The sequence below is a fragment of the Sphaerisporangium rubeum genome (genome assembly GCF_014207705.1).
GTDB classification, from domain to species: Bacteria; Actinomycetota; Actinomycetes; order Streptosporangiales; family Streptosporangiaceae; genus Sphaerisporangium; species Sphaerisporangium rubeum.
Genome location: NZ_JACHIU010000001.1, coordinates 2,040,614 through 2,063,485 on the forward strand (window position 1 = coordinate 2,040,614; position 22,872 = coordinate 2,063,485).

Annotated in this window: 23 protein-coding genes, 1 tRNA gene and 2 riboswitches; of the genes, 8 read left to right on the forward strand and 16 right to left on the reverse strand. The window is 70.1% G+C overall.

The window, feature by feature from the left end; translation table 11 throughout:
* Positions 1 to 105: 105 nt before the first annotated feature.
* Both BJ992_RS08710 and BJ992_RS08715 read left to right on the forward strand, forming a co-directional pair.
* Complete coding sequence (locus BJ992_RS08710; RefSeq protein WP_184979404.1) at positions 106 to 978, forward strand: toxin glutamine deamidase domain-containing protein; 873 nt, start codon at positions 106 to 108, stop codon at positions 976 to 978.
* A gap of 28 nt (positions 979 to 1,006) precedes the next feature.
* Positions 1,007 to 1,285, forward strand: coding sequence for a hypothetical protein (locus tag BJ992_RS08715; protein WP_221474733.1), 279 nt, complete (start codon positions 1,007 to 1,009; stop codon positions 1,283 to 1,285).
* Positions 1,286 to 1,306: 21 nt separating this feature from the next.
* On the opposite strand, the gene BJ992_RS08720 is transcribed toward BJ992_RS08715, so the two are convergent.
* The 6 genes from BJ992_RS08720 to bcp all read right to left on the reverse strand — a co-directional run bounded on the left by BJ992_RS08720 (position 1,307) and on the right by bcp (position 7,613).
* Positions 1,307 to 3,814, reverse strand: coding sequence for an FtsX-like permease family protein (locus BJ992_RS08720; protein WP_184979405.1), 2,508 nt, complete (start codon positions 3,812 to 3,814; stop codon positions 1,307 to 1,309).
* A 2-nt stretch (positions 3,815 to 3,816) separates the two neighbouring features.
* The gene (locus BJ992_RS08725; RefSeq protein ID WP_343072562.1) at positions 3,817 to 4,575 is read right to left on the reverse strand and encodes an ABC transporter ATP-binding protein; all 759 of its coding nucleotides are present in this window, start codon (positions 4,573 to 4,575) and stop codon (positions 3,817 to 3,819) included.
* Positions 4,576 to 4,759: 184 nt separating this feature from the next.
* Entirely contained in the window at positions 4,760 to 5,443 is a 684-nt protein-coding gene (locus BJ992_RS08730; protein WP_184979407.1) for a response regulator, read from the reverse strand.
* A complete protein-coding gene (locus BJ992_RS08735) occupies positions 5,440 to 6,618 on the reverse strand; it encodes a sensor histidine kinase (RefSeq protein WP_343072563.1) in 1,179 nt (392 codons plus the stop codon). Before BJ992_RS08735 ends, BJ992_RS08730 begins: the two co-directional genes overlap by 4 nt.
* A gap of 345 nt (positions 6,619 to 6,963) precedes the next feature.
* Positions 6,964 to 7,039 (reverse strand) — tRNA-Leu (locus BJ992_RS08740).
* A 100-nt stretch (positions 7,040 to 7,139) separates the two neighbouring features.
* A complete protein-coding gene (gene bcp / locus BJ992_RS08745) occupies positions 7,140 to 7,613 on the reverse strand; it encodes a thioredoxin-dependent thiol peroxidase (RefSeq protein ID WP_343072564.1) in 474 nt (157 codons plus the stop codon).
* Positions 7,614 to 7,763: 150 nt separating this feature from the next.
* Here bcp and BJ992_RS08750 point away from each other — a divergent pair, with 150 nt between their 5' ends.
* Positions 7,764 to 8,075 carry a DUF3618 domain-containing protein gene (locus tag BJ992_RS08750; protein WP_184979409.1) on the forward strand — a complete coding sequence of 104 codons (312 nt, stop codon included), beginning with the start codon at positions 7,764 to 7,766 and terminating at the stop codon, positions 8,073 to 8,075.
* A 7-nt stretch (positions 8,076 to 8,082) separates the two neighbouring features.
* Here the strand turns inward: BJ992_RS08750 and BJ992_RS08755 are convergent, their stop codons facing one another.
* Positions 8,083 to 9,270, reverse strand: a complete 1,188-nt coding sequence (locus tag BJ992_RS08755; RefSeq protein ID WP_184979410.1) for an amino acid deaminase/aldolase — start codon at positions 9,268 to 9,270, stop codon at positions 8,083 to 8,085.
* Positions 9,271 to 9,303: 33 nt separating this feature from the next.
* Positions 9,304 to 10,737 carry a hypothetical protein gene (locus BJ992_RS08760; protein ID WP_184979411.1) on the reverse strand — a complete coding sequence of 478 codons (1,434 nt, stop codon included), beginning with the start codon at positions 10,735 to 10,737 and terminating at the stop codon, positions 9,304 to 9,306.
* A gap of 216 nt (positions 10,738 to 10,953) precedes the next feature.
* On the opposite strand from BJ992_RS08760, the gene BJ992_RS08765 reads away from it, so the two are divergent.
* The 3 genes from BJ992_RS08765 (at position 10,954) to BJ992_RS08775 (ending at position 12,266) form a co-directional block, all read left to right on the forward strand.
* Positions 10,954 to 11,775 (forward strand): helix-turn-helix domain-containing protein, encoded by an 822-nt coding sequence (locus BJ992_RS08765; RefSeq protein WP_184979412.1) that lies wholly within the window; start codon positions 10,954 to 10,956, stop codon positions 11,773 to 11,775.
* A complete protein-coding gene (locus BJ992_RS08770; RefSeq protein WP_184979413.1) occupies positions 11,765 to 11,965 on the forward strand; it encodes a DUF397 domain-containing protein in 201 nt (66 codons plus the stop codon). Before BJ992_RS08765 ends, BJ992_RS08770 begins: the two co-directional genes overlap by 11 nt.
* 91 nt (positions 11,966 to 12,056) lie before the next feature.
* A complete protein-coding gene (locus tag BJ992_RS08775; RefSeq protein WP_184979414.1) occupies positions 12,057 to 12,266 on the forward strand; it encodes a DUF397 domain-containing protein in 210 nt (69 codons plus the stop codon).
* A gap of 5 nt (positions 12,267 to 12,271) precedes the next feature.
* On the opposite strand, the gene BJ992_RS08780 is transcribed toward BJ992_RS08775, so the two are convergent.
* From BJ992_RS08780 to BJ992_RS08810, 7 genes are all read right to left on the reverse strand, one after another.
* Positions 12,272 to 13,648 carry an L-serine ammonia-lyase gene (locus BJ992_RS08780; protein ID WP_184979415.1) on the reverse strand — a complete coding sequence of 459 codons (1,377 nt, stop codon included), beginning with the start codon at positions 13,646 to 13,648 and terminating at the stop codon, positions 12,272 to 12,274.
* A gap of 431 nt (positions 13,649 to 14,079) precedes the next feature.
* The gene (gene gcvH / locus BJ992_RS08785) at positions 14,080 to 14,469 is read right to left on the reverse strand and encodes a glycine cleavage system protein GcvH (protein ID WP_184979416.1); all 390 of its coding nucleotides are present in this window, start codon (positions 14,467 to 14,469) and stop codon (positions 14,080 to 14,082) included.
* Complete coding sequence (gene gcvT / locus BJ992_RS08790) at positions 14,466 to 15,557, reverse strand: glycine cleavage system aminomethyltransferase GcvT (RefSeq protein WP_184979417.1); 1,092 nt, start codon at positions 15,555 to 15,557, stop codon at positions 14,466 to 14,468. The genes gcvH and gcvT overlap by 4 nt, the downstream gene beginning before the upstream one ends.
* Positions 15,558 to 15,590: 33 nt before the next feature.
* A riboswitch (glycine riboswitch) is annotated at positions 15,591 to 15,693 on the reverse strand.
* Positions 15,694 to 15,790, reverse strand: a riboswitch (glycine riboswitch).
* 18 nt (positions 15,791 to 15,808) lie between these two features.
* Complete coding sequence (locus tag BJ992_RS08795) at positions 15,809 to 16,522, reverse strand: gamma-glutamyl-gamma-aminobutyrate hydrolase family protein (RefSeq protein ID WP_184979418.1); 714 nt, start codon at positions 16,520 to 16,522, stop codon at positions 15,809 to 15,811.
* Positions 16,522 to 17,286, reverse strand: a complete 765-nt coding sequence (locus BJ992_RS08800) for a 3-oxoacyl-ACP reductase (RefSeq protein WP_184979419.1) — start codon at positions 17,284 to 17,286, stop codon at positions 16,522 to 16,524. Before BJ992_RS08800 ends, BJ992_RS08795 begins: the two co-directional genes overlap by 1 nt.
* Before the next feature lie 20 nt (positions 17,287 to 17,306).
* Positions 17,307 to 18,650, reverse strand: coding sequence for an aldehyde dehydrogenase family protein (locus tag BJ992_RS08805; RefSeq protein ID WP_184979420.1), 1,344 nt, complete (start codon positions 18,648 to 18,650; stop codon positions 17,307 to 17,309).
* Between the two features lies 1 nt (position 18,651).
* Positions 18,652 to 19,998: a type I glutamate--ammonia ligase gene (locus BJ992_RS08810; protein ID WP_184979421.1), complete on the reverse strand. Its 1,347-nt coding sequence runs from the start codon at positions 19,996 to 19,998 to the stop codon at positions 18,652 to 18,654.
* 141 nt (positions 19,999 to 20,139) lie between these two features.
* On the opposite strand from BJ992_RS08810, the gene BJ992_RS08815 reads away from it, so the two are divergent.
* Both BJ992_RS08815 and BJ992_RS08820 read left to right on the forward strand, forming a co-directional pair.
* Entirely contained in the window at positions 20,140 to 20,865 is a 726-nt protein-coding gene (locus tag BJ992_RS08815) for a FadR/GntR family transcriptional regulator (RefSeq protein ID WP_184979422.1), read from the forward strand.
* Between the two features lie 63 nt (positions 20,866 to 20,928).
* Entirely contained in the window at positions 20,929 to 21,123 is a 195-nt protein-coding gene (locus BJ992_RS08820) for a hypothetical protein (RefSeq protein ID WP_184979423.1), read from the forward strand.
* Between the two features lie 324 nt (positions 21,124 to 21,447).
* On the opposite strand, the gene BJ992_RS08825 is transcribed toward BJ992_RS08820, so the two are convergent.
* The gene (locus tag BJ992_RS08825) at positions 21,448 to 22,863 is read right to left on the reverse strand and encodes a nickel/cobalt transporter (RefSeq protein WP_184979424.1); all 1,416 of its coding nucleotides are present in this window, start codon (positions 22,861 to 22,863) and stop codon (positions 21,448 to 21,450) included.
* Between the last annotated feature and the right edge of the window lie 9 nt (positions 22,864 to 22,872).

The window sequence follows — 22,872 nt, forward strand, 5'->3', positions numbered from 1 at the left end:
CCGTCCCTAGCATCGGCCTTCGACCGGGACGATTTTTCGGGGGGAACATTGTCCAGATCCGGTCACGGGGCCACGACGCCGCACCGGCGTCCCACGCCGAGAAGCGTGGCCTACAACCCCGTGGTGACATCCGACGGCACCCGCTGGCGCGACTACGAACTGGCCGCCGACTTACCAAGCCGGCCACCCATCCCACCAGAAGGACCACCCACACCCTTTTCTCCACCCGACCCCACCTGGCACGACCGGCCACTCCACCACGGTCCTGACACCACTCCGCCGGACTGGACGGTCAGCCGTGGCCCCGACACCATACCGCCGGACTGGACGCTCCTCCCTTCTCCGAACAAGACCCCGCCGGACTGGTTCGACCGACCCGACCGGCCGGCACGCCTCGACACCTGCCGCGTGTACGGCGTCCCCGGCGGCTTCGCCTGGCCCGACCCGCAACTCCAGCAGGACCTGTGCCAGGCGGTGGCCGACGGAGTCCGGTTCCCCGATCCTCGCGGCACCTGGCTACGGCTGATCAACGGCGAAGGCCCCGGCGAGGACCCGTTCCGCGCCGCCAACGCACTCGACTGCGCTCTGGCGGTGATCTCCACCTGGCACGGAGAGCCGGTCGTCGCCGCACCCCGCCGGCCCGAGTACGACCGGGTGGGCCGTCCGTCCCTGCAAGGCGAGCCAGGCGGCGTCGGCCGAGCCGAGCGCTGGCTGGGCCACACCTTCGAGTACATCGGCCAGGGCCGGCGCGCCTACACCTTGGTCTCCCGCCGCGTCCACGCCGCCGGCCACGGAGCCGCCGCCGTCCTGATCACCCGCTGGCCCTCAGGCGGAAGCCATGCCTTCACCGCGCTCAACGCGGCCGGCGAGGTCGTCTGGGCCGACGGCCAGCGCGCGCACACCTCCTTGGAGCCACCCACCGGCCCGGTGGCCGGCGTCTTCTGCGTCATCCTCGACCGCTCAGGCCACCGCCGATGAGCCACTCCTCGACAAGAGCGGAGCTCAGATGAGAGAGATCTCTCCCACCCAGGCCCGAGCCCTGGCCGAGGAGTACCTCAACGGAGCCCTCCCGGCAGCGGAGGCCACCGAAGTAGGCCTCCACTCCTTCCCATCGGGCTACATCGCCTGGCCCCGTCCCCCCGAGCCCCCCGACCCCGGCACCCTCCCGGACACCATCGGCGGCGCCTGCGCGGTCATCGACCGCCACACCGGCGACCTGACCATCCACCCGTTGCTCAACCCGGAGTCCATCGCCGACCAGTGGCCCGGCCCGTCCCCGCGCTGAGCCGGTCGCGCCATCCGGGGGTCAGTCGGCGGACAGGGAGGCGGTTATGGGGGTGCGGACGGCTTTTCTGGCGGGGAGGGCGGCGGCCAGGACGCCGGCCAGGCCGGACAGGGCGATGAAGGAGAGGATCTGGGGGAGGGGGATGTGGAAGAGGGTGCCGGAGATCAGGGAGGTCGTGGCGGCCCAGCCGAAGGTGACTCCGAGGGTCACGCCGACGAAGGCGCCGATGAGGCCGAGGATGAGGGCTTCCAGGGTGAGCATGCGGCGGAGCTGGGGGCGGGTGAGGCCCAGGGCTCTCAGGAGGGCCGATTCGCGGGTGCGTTCGTGGACGGACAGGCTGAGCGTGTTGGCGATGCCGAGCAGGGAGATCAGGATGGCCAGGCCCAGGAGGCCGGTGACGATCATCAGGAGCATGTCCAAAGCCTCGGAGAACTGGCTCTTCACTTCGGCGGCGCTGAGGATCTTGGCGGTGGGGTGCGGCGCGGTGGCGGCCTCCACGGCTCTGCGTGCGGTGGAGGGGTCGGTGCCGTCCTTGGCGCCGACGAGGACGCGGGTGTCACCCATGGGGCCGTAGTAGTCGGTGAAGACCGTGGCGGGGACGATGACGCCTGGCATCGGCATGGTGTCGTCGTCGAACAGGGCCGCCACGCGGACCTGCTGCGGGCCTGACTTGGGGGTGTTCAGGGTCAGGGTGGCGCCGGGGTGGACGGCCAGATCCTTGGCGGTGCGTGCGCCGAGCAGGACGGAGCCCGCGGCGAAGCCCCGGGTGGTGCCTTCCAGCGCGGTGGGCTGGAAGGGGCCGTCGAAGGTGCCGACGCTCAGGGTGTCGCCGTTCACCTTGCCTTCGGTCTCCTTGACGCTCACCACGGAGGTCAGCTCGGGACGGGTGCGCAGGTCGCCGGCCAGGGACGCCGGCAGCTTGCCGGCGCCGTCGGCGAGGCTGTACTGGGACGTCACCATGAAGTCGACGGGGAACTGCTCGTCGATGCGCGCGGTGAATGTCGCGCCGAGGGTCGCGGTGATGACGGAGATCAGCGTCACGAGCGTGACCCCGATGGTCAGCGCGACGGTCGTGGTGGCCGACCGTTTGGGGTTGCGGCCGGAGTTGGTGACCGCGAGCCGTCCCGGCACCCCGGCCAGCTTGGCGGGGAGCCAGCCCGCGACAGCGCTGAGGGGCCGCACGAGGACCGGTCCGAGGATCAGCACGGCGAAGAACGTCAGCACCCCGCCGGCCATCACGGTGAACAGCGCGGCCTCGCCGGGGTCGATGGTGACGCCGAGCGCGGTGACCCCGCCTCCGGCCAGCAGGAAAAGGCCCGCGAAGACCAGGCGCAGCACGCCGGCGCGGAACGTCTGCTCGTCGGTCTGTGTGCGCAGGGCCGCGACCGGCGGGACCCGCGTGGCGGTACGCGCGGGGAGCAGCGCCGCGGCCACGGTGACGAGCAGGCCGATGGCGAGGGCGATCGCGATGGTGCGCGGTTCCGGCCACAGGCCCGCCGACGGCACGTCCTGGCCGAAGGCGCGCAGCAGCGCCAGGGCACCCGCGCCGAGTCCCACGCCGGCGAGCAGCCCGAGCCCGGACGACACCAGGCCGACCACGACGGACTCCAGCAGCACCGACCCGAAGACCTGCCGCCTGGTCGCGCCGACGCACCGCAGCAGCGCCATCTCCCTGGCGCGTTGCGCGACGAGGATGTTGAACGTGTTGTAGATCACCAGCGCGGCCACCAGCATGGCGATCAGTCCGAACATCAGCAGGCCGAGCATGATGACCTCGGTGTCGGCGCCTGCCTGCGCGGCCAGTCTCTTGCCGAGCTCCTCACCGGTCATGACCTGGAACCGGCCGCCGAGCGCCGCCGACACGGACGTCACCAGGGTGCCGGGGTCTGTTCCCGGCGCGGCGGCGACGTCGATGCCGGTGAAGTCCGGTCGGCCGGTCATGGCCCGCGTGACCTCCGGGGTGTACCCGAGCGCGCCGGTGAAGGCGAGCGACTGGTCCAGCCCGACGTCGAACAGGCCGACCAGGCGGAACCGGTGGCGGACGTCCTTGTGGTCGAGAACGGTGACGGTGTCGCCGACCGCGAAGCCGCGGGTCCGCGCGGTGTCCTTGTCCAGGATGGCCTCGCCGTCGCGGACCGGCGCGACCCCCTTGGTGATCGTCGTGCGGTCGAGCCGGCCGGGAGTGACGGAGACGGCCGCCGTGGCGGTGTCGCCGACGGCCCTGCCGTCCTTGCCGAGCAGCGCCGCGTCGCCGCGTACGAGGCCCTGCGCCTCGGCGACGCCGGTCACGCCGGTGACCTTGGCGAGGTCGGCGGGCCGCAGTTTGCCGGCGTTCTCGCCGGACTTCTGCCGCACCGCGACGTCCACCTTGCTCGCCGAGGCGGCCATCCGCTGGTCGAGCCCGGTGCGCAGGGTGTCGGTCAGGACGAACGTGCCGGCGATGAAGCCGACGCCGAGCGTGATGGCCAGTGAGGTGAGCAGGAGCCGCAGCTTGTGGGTGCGCAGCCCCGCGAGCGTGGTCTTGATCACGGTCAGGCCTCCAGCTGCACGAGCGTGTCGAGCACCGTCTGCGGGGACGGCGCCATCAGCTCGGTGACCAGCGCACCGTCACGCAGGAACACCACGCGGTCGGCGTACGAGGCCGCGACCGGGTCGTGCGTCACCATCACGATCGTCTGGCCGAGCTCGCGCACCGACGCGCGCAGGAACGACAGCACCTCGGCGCCGCTGCGCGAGTCGAGGTTGCCGGTCGGCTCGTCGGCGAAGATGACCCGCGGCTTGCCGATCAGCGCACGTGCCACCGCGACCCGCTGCTGCTGGCCGCCGGACAGCTCACTCGGCCGGTGCCTCAGCCGGTCCCGCAGCCCCACCGTGCGGATGACGGTGTCGAACAGGTCCTCGTCGGCCTGGCGGCCCGCGATGTCCAGCGGAAGGCGGATGTTCTGCTCGGCGGTCAGCGCGGGAAGCAGGTTGAACGCCTGGAAGATGAACCCGACCTGTTCGCGCCGCAGCAGCGTCAGCTTCTTGTCGTTCAGCTTGGTGATGTCCACGTCGCCGACGCGCACCTCGCCGCTCGTCACCGTGTCCAGGCCGGCCAGGCAGTGCATGAGCGTCGACTTGCCGGACCCCGACGGCCCCATGATGGCGGTGAACGCTCCGGTGCCGAACGAGACGTCCACTCCGCGCAGCGCGTGCACCGCGGTGTCACCGGTGCCGTAGACCTTGGTCACCCCTCTGGCGGTCACGGCGGCCGTGGTCTGGGGTACGGCTTCCCTTCCGGTGATGGTCACGATGGCTCCCTCGAAAGACGCGGTTCTCATGGTGGACCTCACGCTATGAGCGCCATGAGCCGGTTTCCTGAGCCTTGGGGACGGACTCCTGATCAGACCCCGGTGGTGCGCGGCGCGCCGGTCGCGACCACCGGAGTACCGGGTCTACGACCCAGGTCTGAGCCGGTCTCCTCCTCGGGAGACGTCACCCCTGGTCGGAGCCGGGACGGCCGAGGGGCTTGATCAGTCCGCTCTCGTAGGCGTACACGACGGCCTGCGCGCGGTCGCGGACGCCGAGCTTGGCGAGCACCCGGCCGAGGTGGGTCTTGACGGTCGCCTCGGCGAGGTCGAGCCGTGCGGCGATCTCGCCGTTGGACAGGCCGCGGCCGACCAGCACGAGCACCTGCCGCTCGCGCGCGGTGAGGTCGCCGAGCGGCCCGCCTGCCGCCGCCTCGGGCCCCGGCAGGTGCGCGGTGAAGCGTTCGAGCAGGCGCCGCGTCGCGCTCGGCGCCATCACGGCGTCACCGGCGTGCACCGAATGGATGGCGCTCACCAGGTCCGACGGCGGCACGTCCTTGAGCAGGAAACCGGACGCGCCGGCTTTGAGCGCGGCGTACGCGTAGTCGTCGAGGTCGAACGTCGTCAGGATGAGAACCTTCGGCGCGTCCGGCATCTCCCGGATGCGCCTGGTCGCCTCCACCCCGTCCATGTGCGGCATGCGGACGTCCATCAGCACCACGTCGGCGCGCACCCGGCCGGCCAGCGCCACCGCGGCGGCCCCGTCGGCGGCCTCGCCGACGATCTCCAGATCGGGCTGCGCGCCGAGCACCATGCGGAAACCGGCGCGCACCAGCTCCTGGTCGTCGACCAGCACCACTTTGACGCTCACGCGGCCCTGCTCACCGGCAGCCGCACACTGACCTGGAACCCGCCGCCGGGGATCGGGGCCGCGCGCACGCTGCCGTCGTACATGGCGACCCGCTCCCGCATGCCGATCAGCCCGTGGCCGCCGATGCCGGGAGGCGCCGCCGCGCCGCGGCCGTCGTCGGTGACCTGCAGCAGGACCTCACGGCCGCGGTACGTCATGTCGACCCGGGCCACCGCTCCCGGGCCGCCGTGCTTGAGGGTGTTGGTGAGGGCTTCCTGCACGACACGGTAGATCACGAGCTGCTCGCCTTCCGGCAGGTCGATCGGGGTGCCGCCGACGGTGAACTCCACCGCCATGCCGGAACGGCGCACCTGGGTCACGAGGTCGTCGAGCTGCGCGACACCGGGCTGCGGCGCGTACTCCTCCGCCTGGCCGTCCTGCCGCAGCATGCCGACCAGGCGCCGCATCTCGGCGAGCGCCTCACGTCCGGTGCGCGAGATGGTGCCGAGGGCCTGACGTGCCTGCTCGGGGTCGGAACTCATGGCGTACCCGGCGCCGTCCGCCTGGACGATCATCACGCTGACGTTGTGCGCCACCACGTCGTGCAGCTCGCGCGCGATCCTGGCGCGCTCAGCGGCGGTGGCGATGAGCGCCTGCTGGTCCCGTTCCCGCTCGGCGCGCTCCGCGCGTTCCTCCAGGCTTTCCAGGTAGCGGCGGCGCGTGTTGGCGTAGATGCCGGCGATCCAGGGGCTGAGCACGAAGAACGTGCCGGAGAAGATGGCCAGCGGCTCGACGGCGACATCCCAGCGGATCAGCGCGAGGATCAGGCCGAGCTCGACGACCGCGCCTGCGGCCACGGCCCAGCGCAGCGCGCAGCGGGCCGCCACGCCGTACATCGCGACGAGCACCGCTATGTTGGCCGGAACAGGCTGGATCCCGAGCAGCCACTGGCAGAAGCACACCAGCGCGACGACGGCGAACATCTGCACCGGACGGGCCCGCCGCCAGGCCAGCGGGATCACGAGTGCGGCCGACAACAGCACGTAGCCCCAGACACCGGGTGGCCTGCCGCCGGGAGGCGGCGACTCGACGTACGCGGGTATGGCCATCGCGCACAGGATGACGAGGGGTGCGATGGCGAGCCCGTCGATCAGGTTGCGATGGCGCGACCCCCACGCGCGTACTCTGCCGAACACGCCTCCAACACTACGTTCGGGCCCGGGTGATCCCCGTCCGTCTGGAGAGGGATCTGCGGCTACGACCCAGGTCGTACACAGGACAAATGCCCTTACACCCCTCTTACGGCGCATGCGGGATAGTTCTTAGCAGGGAGCCACCCTCGGGTGGATAAAGGGAGACCGCGATGCGGGTCGGCGCCGCCCGGGTCGCGTGGCAGGGGGAGAAGCCACGTGACCCGGGGAACCTCGGCCCCACCGTCTCCGCCTCTCCTGGCGCGAACGGCCCCATGCCCAGCGGGCCCACAGCGCGGAGGCCGCCCCCAGGTGGTGGGGGCGGCCTCCGCTATTCGTCCAGGTAGGACCTGGTGGGGTCGGTGGGATTCGAACCCACACTGTCAGGTACCTAAAACCTGTGCCTCTGCCATTGGGCTACGACCCCGCGTGGGCCTCCGCCATCTTAATTGAGCTTCGGCGGCACCCGTAGCGACTGGCGTGGTGACCGTTAGTCCAGGTCCGGGGTCATGTCCTTGGGTCCCGGCTCAGTCGACGCCGAGCTCCTTGCGCAGGCGTGCCACATGGCCGGTCGCCTTCACGTTGTACATGGCCTTCTCGATCTTTCCGTCCGGATCGATGACGAACGTGGACCGCAGCACACCGAGGATGGTCTTGCCGTAGTTCTTCTTCTCGCCGTACGCGCCGTACGCCTGGTGGACCTTCAGCTCCGGGTCCGACAGCAGCGGGAACGTCAGCGCGTCGCGCTCGGCGAACTTCGCGAGCTTGGCCGGCGTGTCCTTCGACACCCCGAGCACCGTCACCCCGGCCGCGTGCAGCGCCGCGAGGCTGTCGCGGAAGTCGCAGGCCTGCGTCGTGCACCCCGGCGTCATCGCCGCGGGGTAGAAGTACAGCACCACCCGCTTGCCGCGGTAGGCGTCGAGGCTGACGTCCGCGCCGGTCGCGTCGGGAAGGGTGAAGCCCGGGGCGGCGTCCCCCGGCTGGAGTCTGGTCTCAGTCACGCAAGCCAACCTACGGCACAGGACACCCGTGCGGCCCACCATGCCACACGGTGACAGGACCTGACAGACTGATCCTTGCGAACACGGCACGAACACGGTACTAACACGGCACGCCGGGACGGGGCCGGCGACGAGGAAGGGGACCACGCGATGGCGGACACCGACCCAGAGGCGCTGGAGAGAGAGATCGAGCGCACACGGGCCGAACTGGCGACCACGGTGGACGCCATAGCCGACCGGGTGAGCCCCAAACGCGTGGCGGGCCGGCAGATGGCCAAGGTCAAGGCCACCGCCGACCACCTGCTCACCTCGACCCGCGACCTGCTGACCCCTCCGCCGGCGTACGGCGACGAGCAGGACGAGCCGCAGGCCCCGCCGTCCCTGGCCCCGATCCTGATCGGCATCGGCGCCGCTCTCGCGGTCGCCGCCACCATCACGTTGTGGCGGCGCCGCCGCCGCTAGAGGGCCGCTAGAGGAACGTCTTCCCCTCGCCGCGGTACGTCGGCACGGTCTCCACCACGCGGTCGCCGTCCACCAGGTGCAGGTGGTCGAACCGTTCGCACAGCTCCCCGGCCTTGGCGTGCCGGAACCACACGCGGTCGCCGACGCGCAACTCGTCCGCGGCGGCGCCGAGCAGCGGGGTCTGCACCTCACCGGCGCCTTCGCGCGCGTCGTACCGCAGACCCGCCGGCAGGTACGGCTGCGGCAGCCGGATCGCGCCGGGGGAGCCGGACGCCGGATAGCCCCCGCCGAGCACGGTGACCACACCGGGAGCGGGACGACGCACCACCGGCATGGCGAACAACGCGGCCGGACGGCCGGTGAAGCCGCGGTAGAAGTCGAACAGCCGGGGATGGTAAAAACCGGAGCCCGCGGTCACCTCGGTGACGGCCTTCTCGCGGCTGGTCTTCTCCAGGGAACCGGTGCCGCCTCCGTTGACGAACTCCAGGTCCGCCACCTCGCGCACCGCGCGCACGATCCGTCCCCGGCGGCTCATCAGCTCACGCCGCGACCGTCCTTGCGTCCACCGCAGCAGGTGACCGTACACCCCCGGTACCCGGTCGCCGACACCCGCGATCTGCGCCTCGTACGCCATCAGCCCCACCAGCCGGAACCCCGGCCGCTTGGCGACGGCCTCGGCCAGCCCGGCCGCCTGACCGGGCTCCCGCACCGGGGACCGCAGCACACCGGCCCGCAGCCGGCCGCCGAAGGCGACGAACCCCGCGTCCACGTCCAGGCACACCCGGATCTCGTGCCGGGGAGAGACCTCACGCACCGCGTCCGCGATGAGATCCAGATGCTCGGCGCAGTCCACCATCACGCTGATGGCCCCGGCCGCTCCGGCGTCCCCGGCGAGCGCGGCCAGCGCGGCGCGGTCCACCGTGGGGTAGGCCACGAGGATGTCCGAGAACCCCTCGGACGCCAGCCACAACGCCTCGGGAAGCGTGAACGCCATCACCCCGGCGTACCCGTCCATGTCGAGGACCCGCCGCAGCACCTCACGGCACCGGATCGACTTGCTCGCCACCCGGATCGGCTTGCCCCCGGCCCGGCGCGCCATCGCCACCCCGTTCGCGCGCATCGCCGCCAGGTCGACGACCGCGAACGGCGGCTCCAGTTCCGCGGTGGCCTTGTCGAGCCGCTCACGATCACCCATACCGGCAGCCTAACCCGCCGAGCTAACATGAGCCTAGGTCACGTTTCCGGGCTCTTGCGTCCCCCGCCATCCGAACGCCAGCCCCGCCGCGAGACACGCCACCGGCAGCACCGGCACCACGTACCGGTGGTCGAACGCCGCGATCATCGGCGGCAGGACGAGCAGCACCACGGCGGCCGTCCACGGCAGCAGCACCGGCGCGCCGAGCCGCCGCCACCGTGCCACCACCCCCACCAGCCCGACCAGCAGGATCACCGCGAGCAGCGGCCCACGGACGTACCCCTGGGTCTGGTACGCGCGCAACCACCCCGCGTACGGCTCCACCACCGCCGTGTCCGCGCGCACCCCCTGGTACACGGCCGTCAGCTCGGCCGCGGACATCCCCCCGGAGGCCGTCTTGTCGTCGAACGGATCGATCGCCGCAGGGAAGACATACGCGCTCTGCGGTCCCTTGGCCGGATACACCCGCCGCGTCCACTCGAAAGCCCACAACGCGTCCCCGACCCCCGTCCGCAGGAAGTCGAACGGCTGCGCCAGGATCGCCTCCTTGGCGAACCGGCCGCTCAGCCGCTCCCGGTCGGCGTCCTTCTTCACGGCCGCCAACGGCGACTCCTCGGCCCAGATGTACCGAGGCGGCGTCAGTCTCTGGTCCGGCGGCACGGTAGGACACAGCACCCGCTCCTCACCGAGGTCCGGCATCTTCGCGCAGTCGGCGAACGACATCGTCCTGGCCCACAGCCACACGTTGCTCTGCCCCAGCCCGTACGACCCGTGCACACTGCGGAACCACACCGCGTACCCACCGACCCCGACCGCCGCCACCAGCCCCGCCGCCACCACGGCCCGCCACCCGGCCCGGCACAGCACCATGTAGACAAGCACCACGACCAGCACGGCCAGCCCCACCGTACGGGTCAGCGTCGCCGCCGCCAGCAGCCCCCCCGCGAGCGCCGCCGTCCACACCGGCGGCCTGCGCCACCACAGCACCGCCGCCACCCCCGCCGTCACGAGGAACGTGAACAGCAGATCCGCCATCACCAGATGTTCGAGCTGCACCATGTGCACATCCAGCAGCACCGGCGCCGCCGCGAGCGCCGCACCCCACCCCGGCACCCGGCCCCGCCGCCGCACCACCGCGTAGACCAGCACCCCCATCGCGACCCCCAGCAGGTGCTGCACGACCGTCACCACCATGAAGCTCCGCAGCGGCCACAGCCCCCAAAGGAACAGCGAGTACCCCGAAGGCCGCGACTCCAGCGGCTGCGGATCCACCCCCGCGTTCACATAGGCAAACGAATCAGCCCAGAACCACAACGCCGGCCGATACCCCAACTCCGCGACCACCCGCAACCCCACCCCGGCCACCAGCAAAAGCACCACCACCCAGTGCTCCCGCCAGAACCCCGGCGCACGCCGCTCCACCACCGCGGACCTCTCGGCGACCGAAGCAGCAGCACCCGGTCCCACCTGGACCTCCTCACGCCGACACCGGGAAGCCTTCATGCTAGGCGCACGCCGTGACTCCGTCCGTCATCACCGGCGAAATCTCAGGGAAGTCACCAAAGGCCGCTCCGTGGACCTGGAATTCGGATACTTTCGGTAATCGAGAGTTCACTTGCAGTGACAACAATTCTTGTGAGCACCTTCGTGAACCGAGAAGGTAATCGCTGACGCAGGAGATATATGTCCACCGAACGGCCGGATCCGTACAAGTCCCCCCGCGATCTCTTCGCGTTCGAACTCCGCCGTCACCGCCAGGCCGCGGAACTGTCGCAGCGTCAACTGGCCCGACGCATGGACTATTCGGACTCGTTGATCAACATGGTCGAGGCCGCCAAACGTCCTCCTACGCGCCGCTTCGCCGAACTGGCCGACCGTGCTCTCGGCCTGGACGGCGACATGCTCCGCCTCTACACCGCGACGACATGGAACAAGGCCCCCGACTACCTCCGTTCGTGGCTGGAGGAAGAGCAGGAGGCCACCTCTCTGCGCACCTGGCAGCCCTCCATCGTTCCCGGTCTGCTCCAGACGGAGTCCTACGCTCGCGAAATCCTGGCCGCCTGGCCGAGTATCACCGCCGAAGAACTCGACGAGAGGTTGTCCAACCGGATGCAACGGCAGGCGATCCTCGTCGGCGACAAACCACCCGACCTCAACATCCTGCTCGACGAGGACGTGATCCGGCACATGATCGGCGGGGCCGCCGTCATGCGTGAACAACTGGACCACTTGCTGCAGGTCGTTTCTCGGTGGCATGTGACGATGCAGATAGTTCCTTATGTCGCACGTCCGCACTGCGGTCAGATGGGTGGGTTTGTCCTCGCTGAACGAAATGGAGTCGCTTATGCTGCTTACGCGGAAGCTCAACCGGTCGGCCGCACTTTCGACGAACGCCGACTGATCGCCGACCTGATACGCCGATACGACGCGATCAGGGCCCAGGCTCTACCCGTCAAAGAGTCGCTCCGGCTCGTAGAGGAAGCGGTGGACCGAATTGGCGTCTGACCTTCGGAACGCGCAGTGGCGTAAGAGCAGCTTCAGTGGTGACTCAGGCGAGTGTGTCGAGGTCGCGTCTGATCTGTCCGGATTTCACTTCCTCCGTGACAGCAAGAACCTCACTGGACCTTCGCTGGCCGTCCCTTCCAAGGAGTGGTCCATCTTCGTGAACCAGGTGAAGGCCACGGGTCTTCGCTGAACCACGTATAGCTCCACTGTCAGTATTCACTGACGTTGAGGGCCTACCGTTGAACACTTACTACATCTCATATAGGAAGCGGTGCACCAGATTGGCGTATGACCTATGGGTCGCACGGTGGCACAAGAGCACTTACAGCAGCGACTCAGGCGAGTGTGTCGTGGTCGCATCCGATCTGTCCGGGATTCGTCTCATCCGTGATAGCAAGAATCCATCCGGGCCGGTACTGGCCGTCTCCCTCGATCAGTGGTCCGCGTTCCTGAGCGGTGTGAGGGCATCGAATCCTCGTTGGCTTCTGTGAAGTGGTCAGCATTCGATGACGTTCACGGCCAGGCCGCCGCGGCTGGTCTCCTTGTACTTGTCGAGCATGTCGCGGCCGGTGTCGCGCATGGTCTTTATGGCCTTGTCCAGGGCCACGTAGTGGGTGCCGTCGCCGTGGAGTGCTATTCGGGACGCTGCTATGGCCTTGATGGACGCCACGGCGTTGCGTTCGATGCAGGGGATCTGTACCAGGCCGCCGATGGGGTCGCAGGTGAGGCCGAGGTTGTGTTCTATGCCGATCTCGGCGGCGTTCTCGACCTGCTGGGGGGTGCCGCCGAGGACTTCTGTCAGTGCGGCGGCGGCCATGGAGCAGGCGGAGCCGACTTCTCCCTGGCAGCCGACCTCGGCGCCGCTGATGGAGGCGTTCTCCTTGAACAGGACGCCTATCGCGCCGGCGGTGAGGAGGAAACGGATGGTTCCCTCGTCGTCGGCTCCGGGGGTGAAGCGGTGGTAGTAGGACAGGACGGCGGGGATGATGCCGGCGGCCCCGTTGGTCGGGGCCGTGACTATCCGGCCGCCTGCGGCGTTCTCCTCGTTGACGGCCAAGGCGTAGAGGGTGACCCAGTCCATGGCGTTCAGGGGGTCGGCCTCGGGGGATTCGCTCTGGAGTTTGCGGTGGAGACGGTGGGCCCGGCGTTTCACCTTCAGGCCGCCGGGGAGGACGCCTTCGCTGGTGCAGCCTCGGGTGACGCATTCGGCCATGACGCGCCACAGGGTGAGAAGTCCTTCGCGGATCTCGGCTTCTGTGCGGCCGAAGGCCTTTTCGTTCTCCAGCATCAGGCCGGAGATGGACAGGCCGGTCTCCTCGCAGTGGTCGAGGAGTTCCTTGGCTGTGGTGAAGGGGTGGGGGAGTTCGGTGTCGTCCTGCTTGATGCGGTCGGCGCCGGTGGCGTTCTCGTCGATGACGAAGCCGCCGCCTACCGAGTAGTAGGTCTTCTCCCTGAGTTGGCCGCCTTCTTTTCCGTAGGCGGTGAAGCGCATGCCATTGGGATGCCGGGGGAGGGAGATCTTGCGTTCGAAGACGAGGTCCTCGCCTACTTCGAAGGGGATTTCCTGCTCGGCGTAGATCTTGACCTTGCCGGTCTCACGCATGGCCGCGAGCTTTTCCGGCACCGTGTCCACGTCGACCGTTTCCGGCTTCTCACCGGAGAGGCCGAGCAGCACGGCCTTGTCGCTGCCGTGGCCCTTTCCGGTGAGGCCGAGTGAGCCGTAGAGGATGACCTGGATTCTCGTGGTCTTCTCCAGCAGGCCGTCCTGGTGCAGGCCGCGTGCGAACTTGTGCGCAGCCGCCATGGGACCGCCGGTGTGTGAGCTCGACGGGCCGATGCCGATCTTGAACAGATCGAAGACGCTGATCGCCATGGTGGTGGCCCTTCTGGAGCGTGGTACGTGGTACTTCCCCGCGCGTCCGGCGACTCACCGCCGTACGCGGCGCCGGCTTCGCCGTACGTGGTTCCCGCCGTCGCGGCGCCGGCAACGACCGGCGGCTGGCGGTGGGGAACAGGTGCCGGTGGTGTGGAGTGCCGGCGTGGGTGTGGACTTGGCCTCCGACGGCGCCGGTTGTGGAGTCGGGTGGGTGGGGTGTCGGTCAGGACGTTCGGGACTTGGCCTCCGACGGCGCCGGTTGTGGAGTCGGGTGGGTGGGGTGTCGGTCAGGACGTTCGGGACTTGGCCTCCGACGGCGCCGGTCGTGGAGTCGGGTGGGTGGGGTGTCGGTCAGGACGTTCGGGAGGTGGGTGAGCAGGGGTGGGGCCTCGGCCGAAGGGGTCGGCCGAGGGTCGGGGTGTGGGTCGTCAGGAGTCTGTGGTGGTGAGGGTGGTGTATTCCTCCGGGGTGAGGAGGTCCTCGGGGTCGCCGGAGACGCGGATGCGGAAGAGCCAGCCTTCGCCGTACGGGTCGGAGTTGACCAGGGACGGGTCGTCCACCACGAATTCGTTGATCTCGACGACTTCGCCGCCTATGGGGGCGTAGATGTCGCTGACGGACTTGGTGGACTCGACCTCGCCTACGGCCTCGCCGGGCTGCAGGGTGCTGCCGGCTTCGGGGAGCTGGACGAAGACGACGTCGCCGAGGGACTCGGCGGCGTAGGCCGTGATCCCCACGGTGACGACGGGGCCGTCATCGAGGCCGGCGATCCACTCGTGCTCCTTGGTGTAGCTGAGCTCCTCGGGAATGCTGCTCACATGCACCTCCGGTAAAAGGGCAGGTCGACGAGGTCGACCGGTTCATGGCTGCCACGGATGTCGACCGCGAGGCCGCCGGACACCTCGGTGTCCACGTAGGCGATCGCGATCGGCTTGCCGAGTGACTGGGACGGCGCGCCGCTGGTGATCTCGCCGACGACGGTGCCGTCCACGCTCAGCACCACGGGGTAACCGTGGCGTGGCACTCGGCGGCCCCGCGCGACCAGGCCGGTGAGGCGCCGGCGCGGGGGGACGTCCTTGAGTGCGGCGAGCGCGGCGCGACCGACGAAGTCACCCGGCTTGCCGAACTTCACGACGCGGCCGAGACCGGCGTCGAAGGGGGTGAGGCCGGCGTTCAGCTCGTTGCCGTACAACGGCATGCCGGCCTCGAGGCGCAGGGTGTCGCGGGCCGACAGCCCGGCGGGACGCAGGCCGTGCGGCTCGCCGGCCTTGGTGAGGGCCTCCCAGAGGGGGACGGCACGCTCGGCGGCGACGAACAGCTCGAAGCCGTCCTCGCCGGTGTAGCCGGTGCGCGCGATGAACGCGTCGACCCCGGCGACGGTGCCGGGGAGGCCGGCGTAGTACTTGAGCCCGGCCAGGTCGGCGTCGGTGAGCGTCGCGAGGATCTCGGCGGCCCGTGGTCCCTGCACCGCGACCAGCGCGTACGCCTCGGAGCGGTCGTCCACCTCGGCGTCGAAGCCGGCGGACCTCGCGGTGAGCTCCTCGGCGACCTTGAGGTAGTTGGAGGCGTTGGCCACGACCATGTATTCCCCGCCGGGGAGGCGATAGACGATCAGGTCGTCCAGCACCCCGCCGTCCGGCGCGCAGATCATGGTGTACCGGGCCCGGCCGGGCTCCAGCACCGACAGGTGGCCCACCAGCGCGTGGTCGAGAGCCTGGCCGGCCTGCGGGCCCGTGACGAAGATCTCCCCCATGTGGGAGAGGTCGAACAGGCCGGCGGCCTGGCGGACCGCGTTGTGCTCGGCCGACTCGCTGCCGTACCGCAGCGGCATCAGCCAGCCGGCGAAGTCGGTGAGCGTCGCACCGAGACTCTCGTGTACTTCGCGGAGCGGCGTGGGTTTGGACATGTCTCACACCTCAGGCAGGGTCGGATGTCAGCATCCTCCCCCTCTGTCATCGGTGCCTGAGAGTTTCGCCCGAGTTTTACCGGACTTTCACCTTCGGCGAGGCTCGTCGAGGACGAGCCTTCTTTCCAGAGGCCACCTGACCCGCGCGGTCCTTTGCCTTGTGAGGTTCGTGGGAGGACTTGCTCCTTCAGGGGTCCTGACCGGATGCCAGGACGCTCTCCCGCACGGGGTCGCCGGTGTTCCGGCCCACCCTACCAACGGGAGGCAGGCGCGGCGGAGGCCACCAAGGCGGAGAACAGGGGGCTGTCGGCGGAGGTCTCGGGGTGCCACTGCACGCCGAGCGCGAACGGGTGTCCCGCGAGCTCGACCGCCTCGACGGTGCCGTCCTCGGCGACGGCGGACACCGTCAGCCCGTCGCCGAGCCGGTCCACCGCCTGGTGGTGGTAGTGCGCGGCGTCGGCCGGCCCGGCGCCGAGCACGCCGGCCAGCTTGCTGCCTTCGGCGACCCGCACCGGCAGGTGACCGAACTCACCGGGTGCCGGCGCGTGCGCCGCGTGGCCGACGACGTCCGGCAGGTGCTGGTGCAGGGTGCCGCCGAGGTGGACGTTGAGCACCTGCAGGCCGCGGCAGATGCCGAGCAGCGGCAACCCGGCGGCGAGCGCCGCGCCGACCAGCGCGAACTCCGCCTCGTCCCGGAAGCCGCGCACGTACCCGGTCCGGTCGTGCGGCGCCGCGCCGTACCTGGCGGGGTCCAGGTCGCCGCCGCCGGCGACGATGAGCCCGTCCAGCCGCTCCACGAGCGGCGCCGGGTCCCCGCTGGGTGGCACGATCACGGGCTGGCCGCCGGCCGCCGCGACCCGCTCGACGTAGTCGTACGGCAGCAGCGCGGCCGTCATCCGCCATACGGTGAAGGCGGCGGGTTCGACGTAGCAGGTGATGCCGATGACCGGCCGGTACGTCCCCATCACAGCGGGGTGACGTACGCGCCGGAGATGCCGCCGTCCACCAGGAACTCGGCCCCGGTGATGAAGCTCGCGTCGTCGGAGGCGAGGAACGCGACCGCCGCGGCGATCTCGGACGCCTCGGCGAACCGGCCCATCGGCACGTGCACCAGCCGCCGTTGCGCACGCTCGGGGTCCTTGGCGAACAGTTCCCGCAGCAACGGCGTGTCCACCGGCCCCGGGCACAGCGCGTTCACGCGGATCCCTTCGCGTGCGAACTGCACGCCGAGTTCCCTGGTCATGGACAGCACGCCGCCTTTGGACGCGGTGTAGGAGATCTGGGACGTCGCCGACCCCATCACCGCGACGAACGACGCGGTGTTGATGATGGACCCCTTGCCCTGCCGCCGCATGTGCGGGATGGCGTGCTTGCAGCACAGGTACACGCTGGTGAGGTTGACCTCCTGCACCCGCCGCCACGCCTCGATGCCGGTGGTCAGGATGGAGTCGTCGTCCGGCGGCGAGATGCCGGCGTTGTTGAAGGCGACGTCCAGACGGCCGTACGTCTCGACGGCCGTCTCGAACATGCGGGCCACGTCCTCCTCGCTGGTGACGTCGACCCGGACGAACAGCCCGCCGACCTCGTCGGCGATCTTGGCACCTCCCTCCTCGTCGAGGTCGGCGCACACGACCTTGGCGCCTTCCTCGGCGAGCCGGCGCGCGGTGGCGAGCCCGATGCCTCCCGCCGCTCCGGTGATCACGGCGACACGGTCCTGCAGACGTTGCATATCGGCGATCTCTCCTGATCTCAGTGAGCGATGAAGACGTTCTTGGTCTCGGTGAAGGCGGCCAGCGCGTCCGGTCCGAGCTCACGGCCGAGCCCGGACTCCTTGTAGCCGCCGAACGGCGTCCAGTACCGCACCGAGGAGTGCGAGTTGACCGAGAGGTTCCCCGCCTCGACGGCCCGCGCCACCCGCAGCGCACGGCCGACGTTCTCGGTCCAGATGGATCCCGACAGTCCGTACGGCGTGTCGTTGGCGATGCGCACGGCGTGCGCCTCGTCGTCGAACGGCACCACGCCGACCACCGGACCGAAGATCTCCTCGGTGAAGGCCCGCTCGTCCAGCGCGGCGTGCGTGAGCACGGTCGGCGGGAACCAGAACCCCTTCCCCGCCGGACAGGTGCCCTGGAAACGCGGCGTGCCGGTCACGTACGACGCGACCCGGTCGCGGTGGTCGGCGCTGATCAGCGGCCCCATGTCGGTGCCGGGGTCGCGCGGGTCCCCGACGACGACGGCCGCCACGGCACGCTCCAGCCGTTCCAGGAACTCCTCGTACACCGGCCGCTCCACCAGCACCCGCGACCTGGCGCAGCAGTCCTGTCCGCTGTTGTCGAACACCGCGCCAGGCGCGGACGCCGCGGCCCGTTCGAGGTCGGCGTCGGCGAACACGATGTTGGCGCTCTTGCCGCCGAGTTCCAGCGTGACCCGTTTGACGGTGCGCGCCGCCGTGGCCGCGATCTGCTTGCCGACCTCGGTGGAACCGGTGAACACGATCTTGCGGACGTCCGGATGTTCCACGAGCCGGGCCCCGGCGACCTCCCCGGCTCCCGGCAGCACCTGGAGCACCCCCTCGGGGAGGCCGGCCTCCAAGGCGAGTGCGGCGAGCCGCATCGCGGTCAGCGGCGTCCACTCGGCGGGCTTCACGACGACGGTGTTGCCGGCGGCGAGCGCCGGCGCGACACCCCACGTCATGATGACCATGGGGAAGTTCCACGGCACGATCACGGCGACGACGCCGAGGGGCTCGTGGAAGGTGATGTCCACCCCGCCGGCCACCGGGATCTGCCTGCCGAAGTCGCGCTCCGGCGCTCCGGCGTAGTAATGCAGCACGTCGCGGACGTTGCCGGCCTCCCACCGCGCGTTGCCGATGGTGTGACCGCAGTTGGCGAGCTCCAGCTCGGCCAGTTCCTCGGCGTGCCGGTCCACGAGGTCGGCGAACCGCCGCAGCAGCCGCGCGCGGTCCCCCGGAGCGACGTCCCGCCAGGCGGGGAACGCGGCCTTGGCCCGCGCCACGGCGCGGTCGGTCTCACCGCGACCGGCCGGTTCGACGTCGGCCAGCACGTCCTCGGTGGCCGGATTGATGATTTTCATGTCACATCCGCTCGAATCCCCGGAAAAGCTCCCAGTCGGTGACGGCCGCGTCGAAGGCGGCCAACTCCACCTTGGCGTTGTTGGCGTAGTGCTCCACGACCTCCTCACCCAGCGCCGACGTGGCGATCCGCGAGCCCTCCCACAGCGCCAGCGCCTCCCGCAGCGTGCTCGGCACCCGCTCCGCGCCGGACGAGTAGGCGTTGCCGGTGTACGGCTCCTCAAGCGGCAGCTCGTCGTCGATGCCTTTCAGACCCGCCGCGACCAGCGCCGAGACCGCGAGGTAGGGGTTGACGTCACCTCCCGGCACGCGGTTCTCCACCCGCAGCGAGTGACCGTGGCCGACCAGCCGCAACGAGCAGGTGCGGTTGTCCACCCCCCACTTGACGGCCGTCGGCGCGAAACTGCCGTCCACGTACCGCTTGTAGGAGTTGACGTTCGGTGCGTACATCAGCGTCAGCTCCCGCAGCGCGGCGAGCTGACCCGCGATGAAATGCTCGCCGGTCTTCGACAGCCCGTACGGCCCGTCGCCTGCCATCACCGGCCGGCCCTCGGTGTCGCGCAGCGAGATGTGGATGTGGCAGGAGTTGCCTTCACGCTGGTTCGGCTTCGCCATGAACGTGATCGACATGCCTTCCTGGGCCGCGATCTCCTTGGCGCCGTTCTTGTAGATCGTGTGGTTGTCGCACGTCGCCAGCGCCTCGGCGTACCGGAAGGCGATCTCGTGCTGGCCGAGGTTGCACTCACCCTTGGCAGACTCGACGTACATGCCGGCCCCCTCCATGCCGAGCCGCACACGGCGCAGCAGCGGCTCCACGCGTGCGGTGCCGAGCAGGGAGTAGTCCACGTTGTACAGATTGGCCGGGGTGAGGTCGCGGTACGCCTTGGACCACGCGCTCTCGTAGCTGTCGGTGTAGACGCAGAATTCCAGCTCGGTGCCGACGTACGCCTGCCAGCCGCGCTCGGCGAGCCGCGCGAGCTGACCGCGCAGGATCTGCCGCGGCGAGGCCGGCACCTCCGTGCCGTCCTCCCACACGATGTCGGCCATCACGAGCGCCGTGCCCTCCTGCCAAGGCACGCGGCGCAGCGTCGACAGATCGGGTCTCATGACGAAGTCGCCGTACCCGCGGTCCCACGACGACATGCGGTAACCGCCGACGGTGTTCATGTCGACGTCCACCGCGAGAAGGTAGTTGCACCCCTCGGCGGCGTGGTCGAGCACCTCCTCCAGGAAGTACCGCGCGGCGAGCCGCTTGCCCTGGAGGCGTCCCTGCATGTCGGTGATGGCGAGCAGCACGGTGTCCACCCGACCGGCGGTCACCTCGTCACGCAGTTCGTCGAGGGTGAGCACGGCGCTCCTTCCGTCAAAAGTCTGGAATCAGACCATTGGCGGCATGCAAGCATCAGCGGCACCCTCACGTCAACGGTCGCGGTCGCACTGCGACCGCGAAAAGCGCTGGTCTCCTACCATTGATGACAGGAGGTGGGAGGAATGACGGCCGAGCCGCGGCTTGTCGCGCTCCTCGGGCCGGTCAGGGCAGGCAACGCCTTCGAGGAGACCGTCGAGCGGCTGTTACAGGCGATCAAACTCGGCGTGGTCGCGCCGGGCCGCAAACTCCCCCCCGAACGCGAACTGGCCGCGCAGCTCGGCATCAGCCGCGTCACCCTCCGCGAGGCCATCCGCGCACTGCAGGAGTCGGGCTACCTCGACGTCCGCCGCGGCCGGTACGGCGGAGCGTTCGTCGTGTACCAGCCCCCCCGTCCCGGCCCCGCCGACCTGCGCCGTGCCGTGGCCGAGATGGGCCCGGGCGAACTCGACGACGCACTGACCCTCCGCATGGCCATCGAATGCGGCGCCGCACAAGTCCTCGCCACCACCGAGTTGACCGAGCCCCAACGCGCGTTGCTGTCGCGCCGCCTCGCCGACGTCAACGACGCCGCCCCAGGCGACTACCGCCGCCTCGACACCGCCTTCCACCTCTCCATAGCCGAACTCACCGGCTCCCCCCTCCTCACCGCAGCCGCCGCCGACGCACGCCTCCGAGTGACCGACCTCCTCAACGCCATCCCCGTCCTCGGCCCCAACATCGACCACGCCGCCACCCAACACGTCGCCATGGTCGACGCCATCCTCTCCGGCGACCCCGAAGCCGCCCGCCGCGCCGTGGTCGAACACCTCGACGCCACCGCGTCCCTGCTCCGCGCCTTCCTGGCCTGACCCACGCATGAACCTCGCTTTCCAGGGGAGTGAACCCTGGCACTCAATGGAAAGGCGAAACTCATGGGTCTCCTGGACAAGCTGAACCTCCGCCAACTAAAGGCACGAACCACCCATCACCTCGCCAAATCCACCGGCAACCGCCGCCTCGCCGCCAAAGCCCGCACCGAGGAAGCAGAAGCCAAACTCCTGAGAACCCAAGACGAAATCCTGGAAACCGCCAAGGAAATCCGCCGAGAATACGGCATGCGCACCTGACACCCCGACCTCCTTCGGCGGCGGGTCGGCCCGGTGGTGGGGTCGGCCCGGTGGTGGGGTCGGCCCGGTGGTGGGGTCGGCCCGGTGGTGGGGTCGGCCCGGTGGTGGGGTCGGCCCGGTGGTGGGGTCGGCCCGATGGTCGTCTAGTGGTGGGTCGGCCTGGTGGTGGTGTGTGGTTGGTCGGCCCGGTGGTTGGTCGGTCGGGGATGAGCGACTGCGACCGGGTCGCTCACCGCCGTGTCCCGCGGGGGTTCGAACGGCGCCGACGCGGTGGGACGTGGTGCGGCGAATCCGGCGCCTTGGTACGGCGGGGCACCGGTCAGGTCACAGGGCCATGGTGAGGCTGCGGAGGGCCAGGCCGCCGCCGAGGACGACGATCATGGTGGCGGTGCCTACGGGGGTCAAGCCGGCGAGGCGGGCCGCGAGGCCCTGGCGGGTGGTGGCGAGGCGGGTCAGGCGGGTGGACAGTTTGACCAGGAGGAGGCCGGTGGCGGTCAGGGTGGCGGCCATGCCGGTGCCGTAGGCCACGACGAGAGCGACGCCGAACCACGTACGGCCCAGTGCGGCCGCGCCGAGCAGGACGATGAGCGCGGAAGGGCTCGGCACCAGACCTCCGGCGATCCCTAGGCCGAGTAGGCCCGCACGGTCTTGCCTCTCGTGACCCTCGCCGTGTCCGTGTCCGTGGCCGTGTCCGTGGCCATGTCCATGTCCGTGGCCGAGTGGGCTCTTCCGGTTTCTCAGGGCTGAGATGAACAGGCGGGTGCCGAGGACGGCGAGGAGGAGGCCGCTCACCAGGCCCAGCCAGGACAGGACCGACTCGCCTGCTAGGGACGAGAACAGACTGATCAGCAGGCCGACGACCAGGACGCCGGCGGTGTGGGTGGCCGTCACCGTGGCGCCGACGACGAGTGCGTCCCTGGGACGGCCGCGGCGGCCCGCCAGGTAGGCGGCCATGATGGTCTTGCCGTGGCCGGGGATCAGCGCGTGGCCGGCGCCGAGCACGACCGCGAGCAGGATCGCCAGCAGACCGAGCGGGACCGTCAGGGACCGTCCGCCGACGAGGCCGGTGAAGGTGCGGTCCAGGGAGGCCAGCGCGTCCCCGAGCGGTCCCGGCAACCCGAAGCCGCCGGCGGCCTGAAGGCCCGCTCCGCCGCGATCAGCTTCAGGAGAGACCCCGGCGACGCGCAGGGTGACGGACCGCTGGTCCAGCGGATCATCCAGCAGATCCTCGGGATAGGTACGCAGGACATCGGTGGGGCTGTCGGCAGGCACCCCGGATGGCGCGAGCCGCAGACCAGTCCCCACGGCGGTGATCTCGCGCCAGCCGAGCTTGTCCCCGAGGAATGAGTCGGTGAGCGACACGGTTGACGACACACGGACCGAGGCCGACAGCTCGCAGGTCAACCGGCCGGTCCGCAGACCCCCCTGACCAGGCAGGTACTCGAACGAGGTCCGGCCGGCCCGCCATGGCACCGAGGCTCCGTCCACGACGAGCCGCTGGGAACGGGCCAGCTCCCCGCAGGTGGCCGCGGCGTACGCGGCGCGTTCGGCTGTGGACGCGCCGCCGGAGTGGTCGGTGTCCACGAGCGCCGCGGACTGCAGGGCCGGCAGTTCGGCGTAGTCGACCACGGCCGTGGACCGCACCTGACCGGGCCGCACCTCAAGGCCGTTGTGATGGTTGACGGTGAAGTTGCCGAGCGGGTGGAGCGCCACCACGGCGGCCACGGCCAGCGCGATCATGCGAACCTC

Coding starts and splice junctions, on each gene's coding strand:
- BJ992_RS08715 (WP_221474733.1), top strand. CDS start 1,007: ATGAGAGAGATCTCTCCCACCCAGGCCCGAGCCCTGGCCGAGGAGTAC.
- BJ992_RS08750 (WP_184979409.1), top strand. CDS start 7,764: ATGGCGGACACCGACCCAGAGGCGCTGGAGAGAGAGATCGAGCGCACA.
- BJ992_RS08755 (WP_184979410.1), bottom strand. CDS start 9,270: ATGGGTGATCGTGAGCGGCTCGACAAGGCCACCGCGGAACTGGAGCCG.
- BJ992_RS08765 (WP_184979412.1), top strand. CDS start 10,954: ATGTCCACCGAACGGCCGGATCCGTACAAGTCCCCCCGCGATCTCTTC.
- BJ992_RS08780 (WP_184979415.1), bottom strand. CDS start 13,648: ATGGCGATCAGCGTCTTCGATCTGTTCAAGATCGGCATCGGCCCGTCG.
- gcvT (WP_184979417.1), bottom strand. CDS start 15,557: ATGTCCAAACCCACGCCGCTCCGCGAAGTACACGAGAGTCTCGGTGCG.
- BJ992_RS08795 (WP_184979418.1), bottom strand. CDS start 16,522: ATGGGGACGTACCGGCCGGTCATCGGCATCACCTGCTACGTCGAACCC.
- BJ992_RS08800 (WP_184979419.1), bottom strand. CDS start 17,286: ATGCAACGTCTGCAGGACCGTGTCGCCGTGATCACCGGAGCGGCGGGA.
- BJ992_RS08805 (WP_184979420.1), bottom strand. CDS start 18,650: ATGAAAATCATCAATCCGGCCACCGAGGACGTGCTGGCCGACGTCGAA.
- BJ992_RS08815 (WP_184979422.1), top strand. CDS start 20,140: ATGACGGCCGAGCCGCGGCTTGTCGCGCTCCTCGGGCCGGTCAGGGCA.
- BJ992_RS08820 (WP_184979423.1), top strand. CDS start 20,929: ATGGGTCTCCTGGACAAGCTGAACCTCCGCCAACTAAAGGCACGAACC.
- BJ992_RS08825 (WP_184979424.1), bottom strand. CDS start 22,863: ATGATCGCGCTGGCCGTGGCCGCCGTGGTGGCGCTCCACCCGCTCGGC.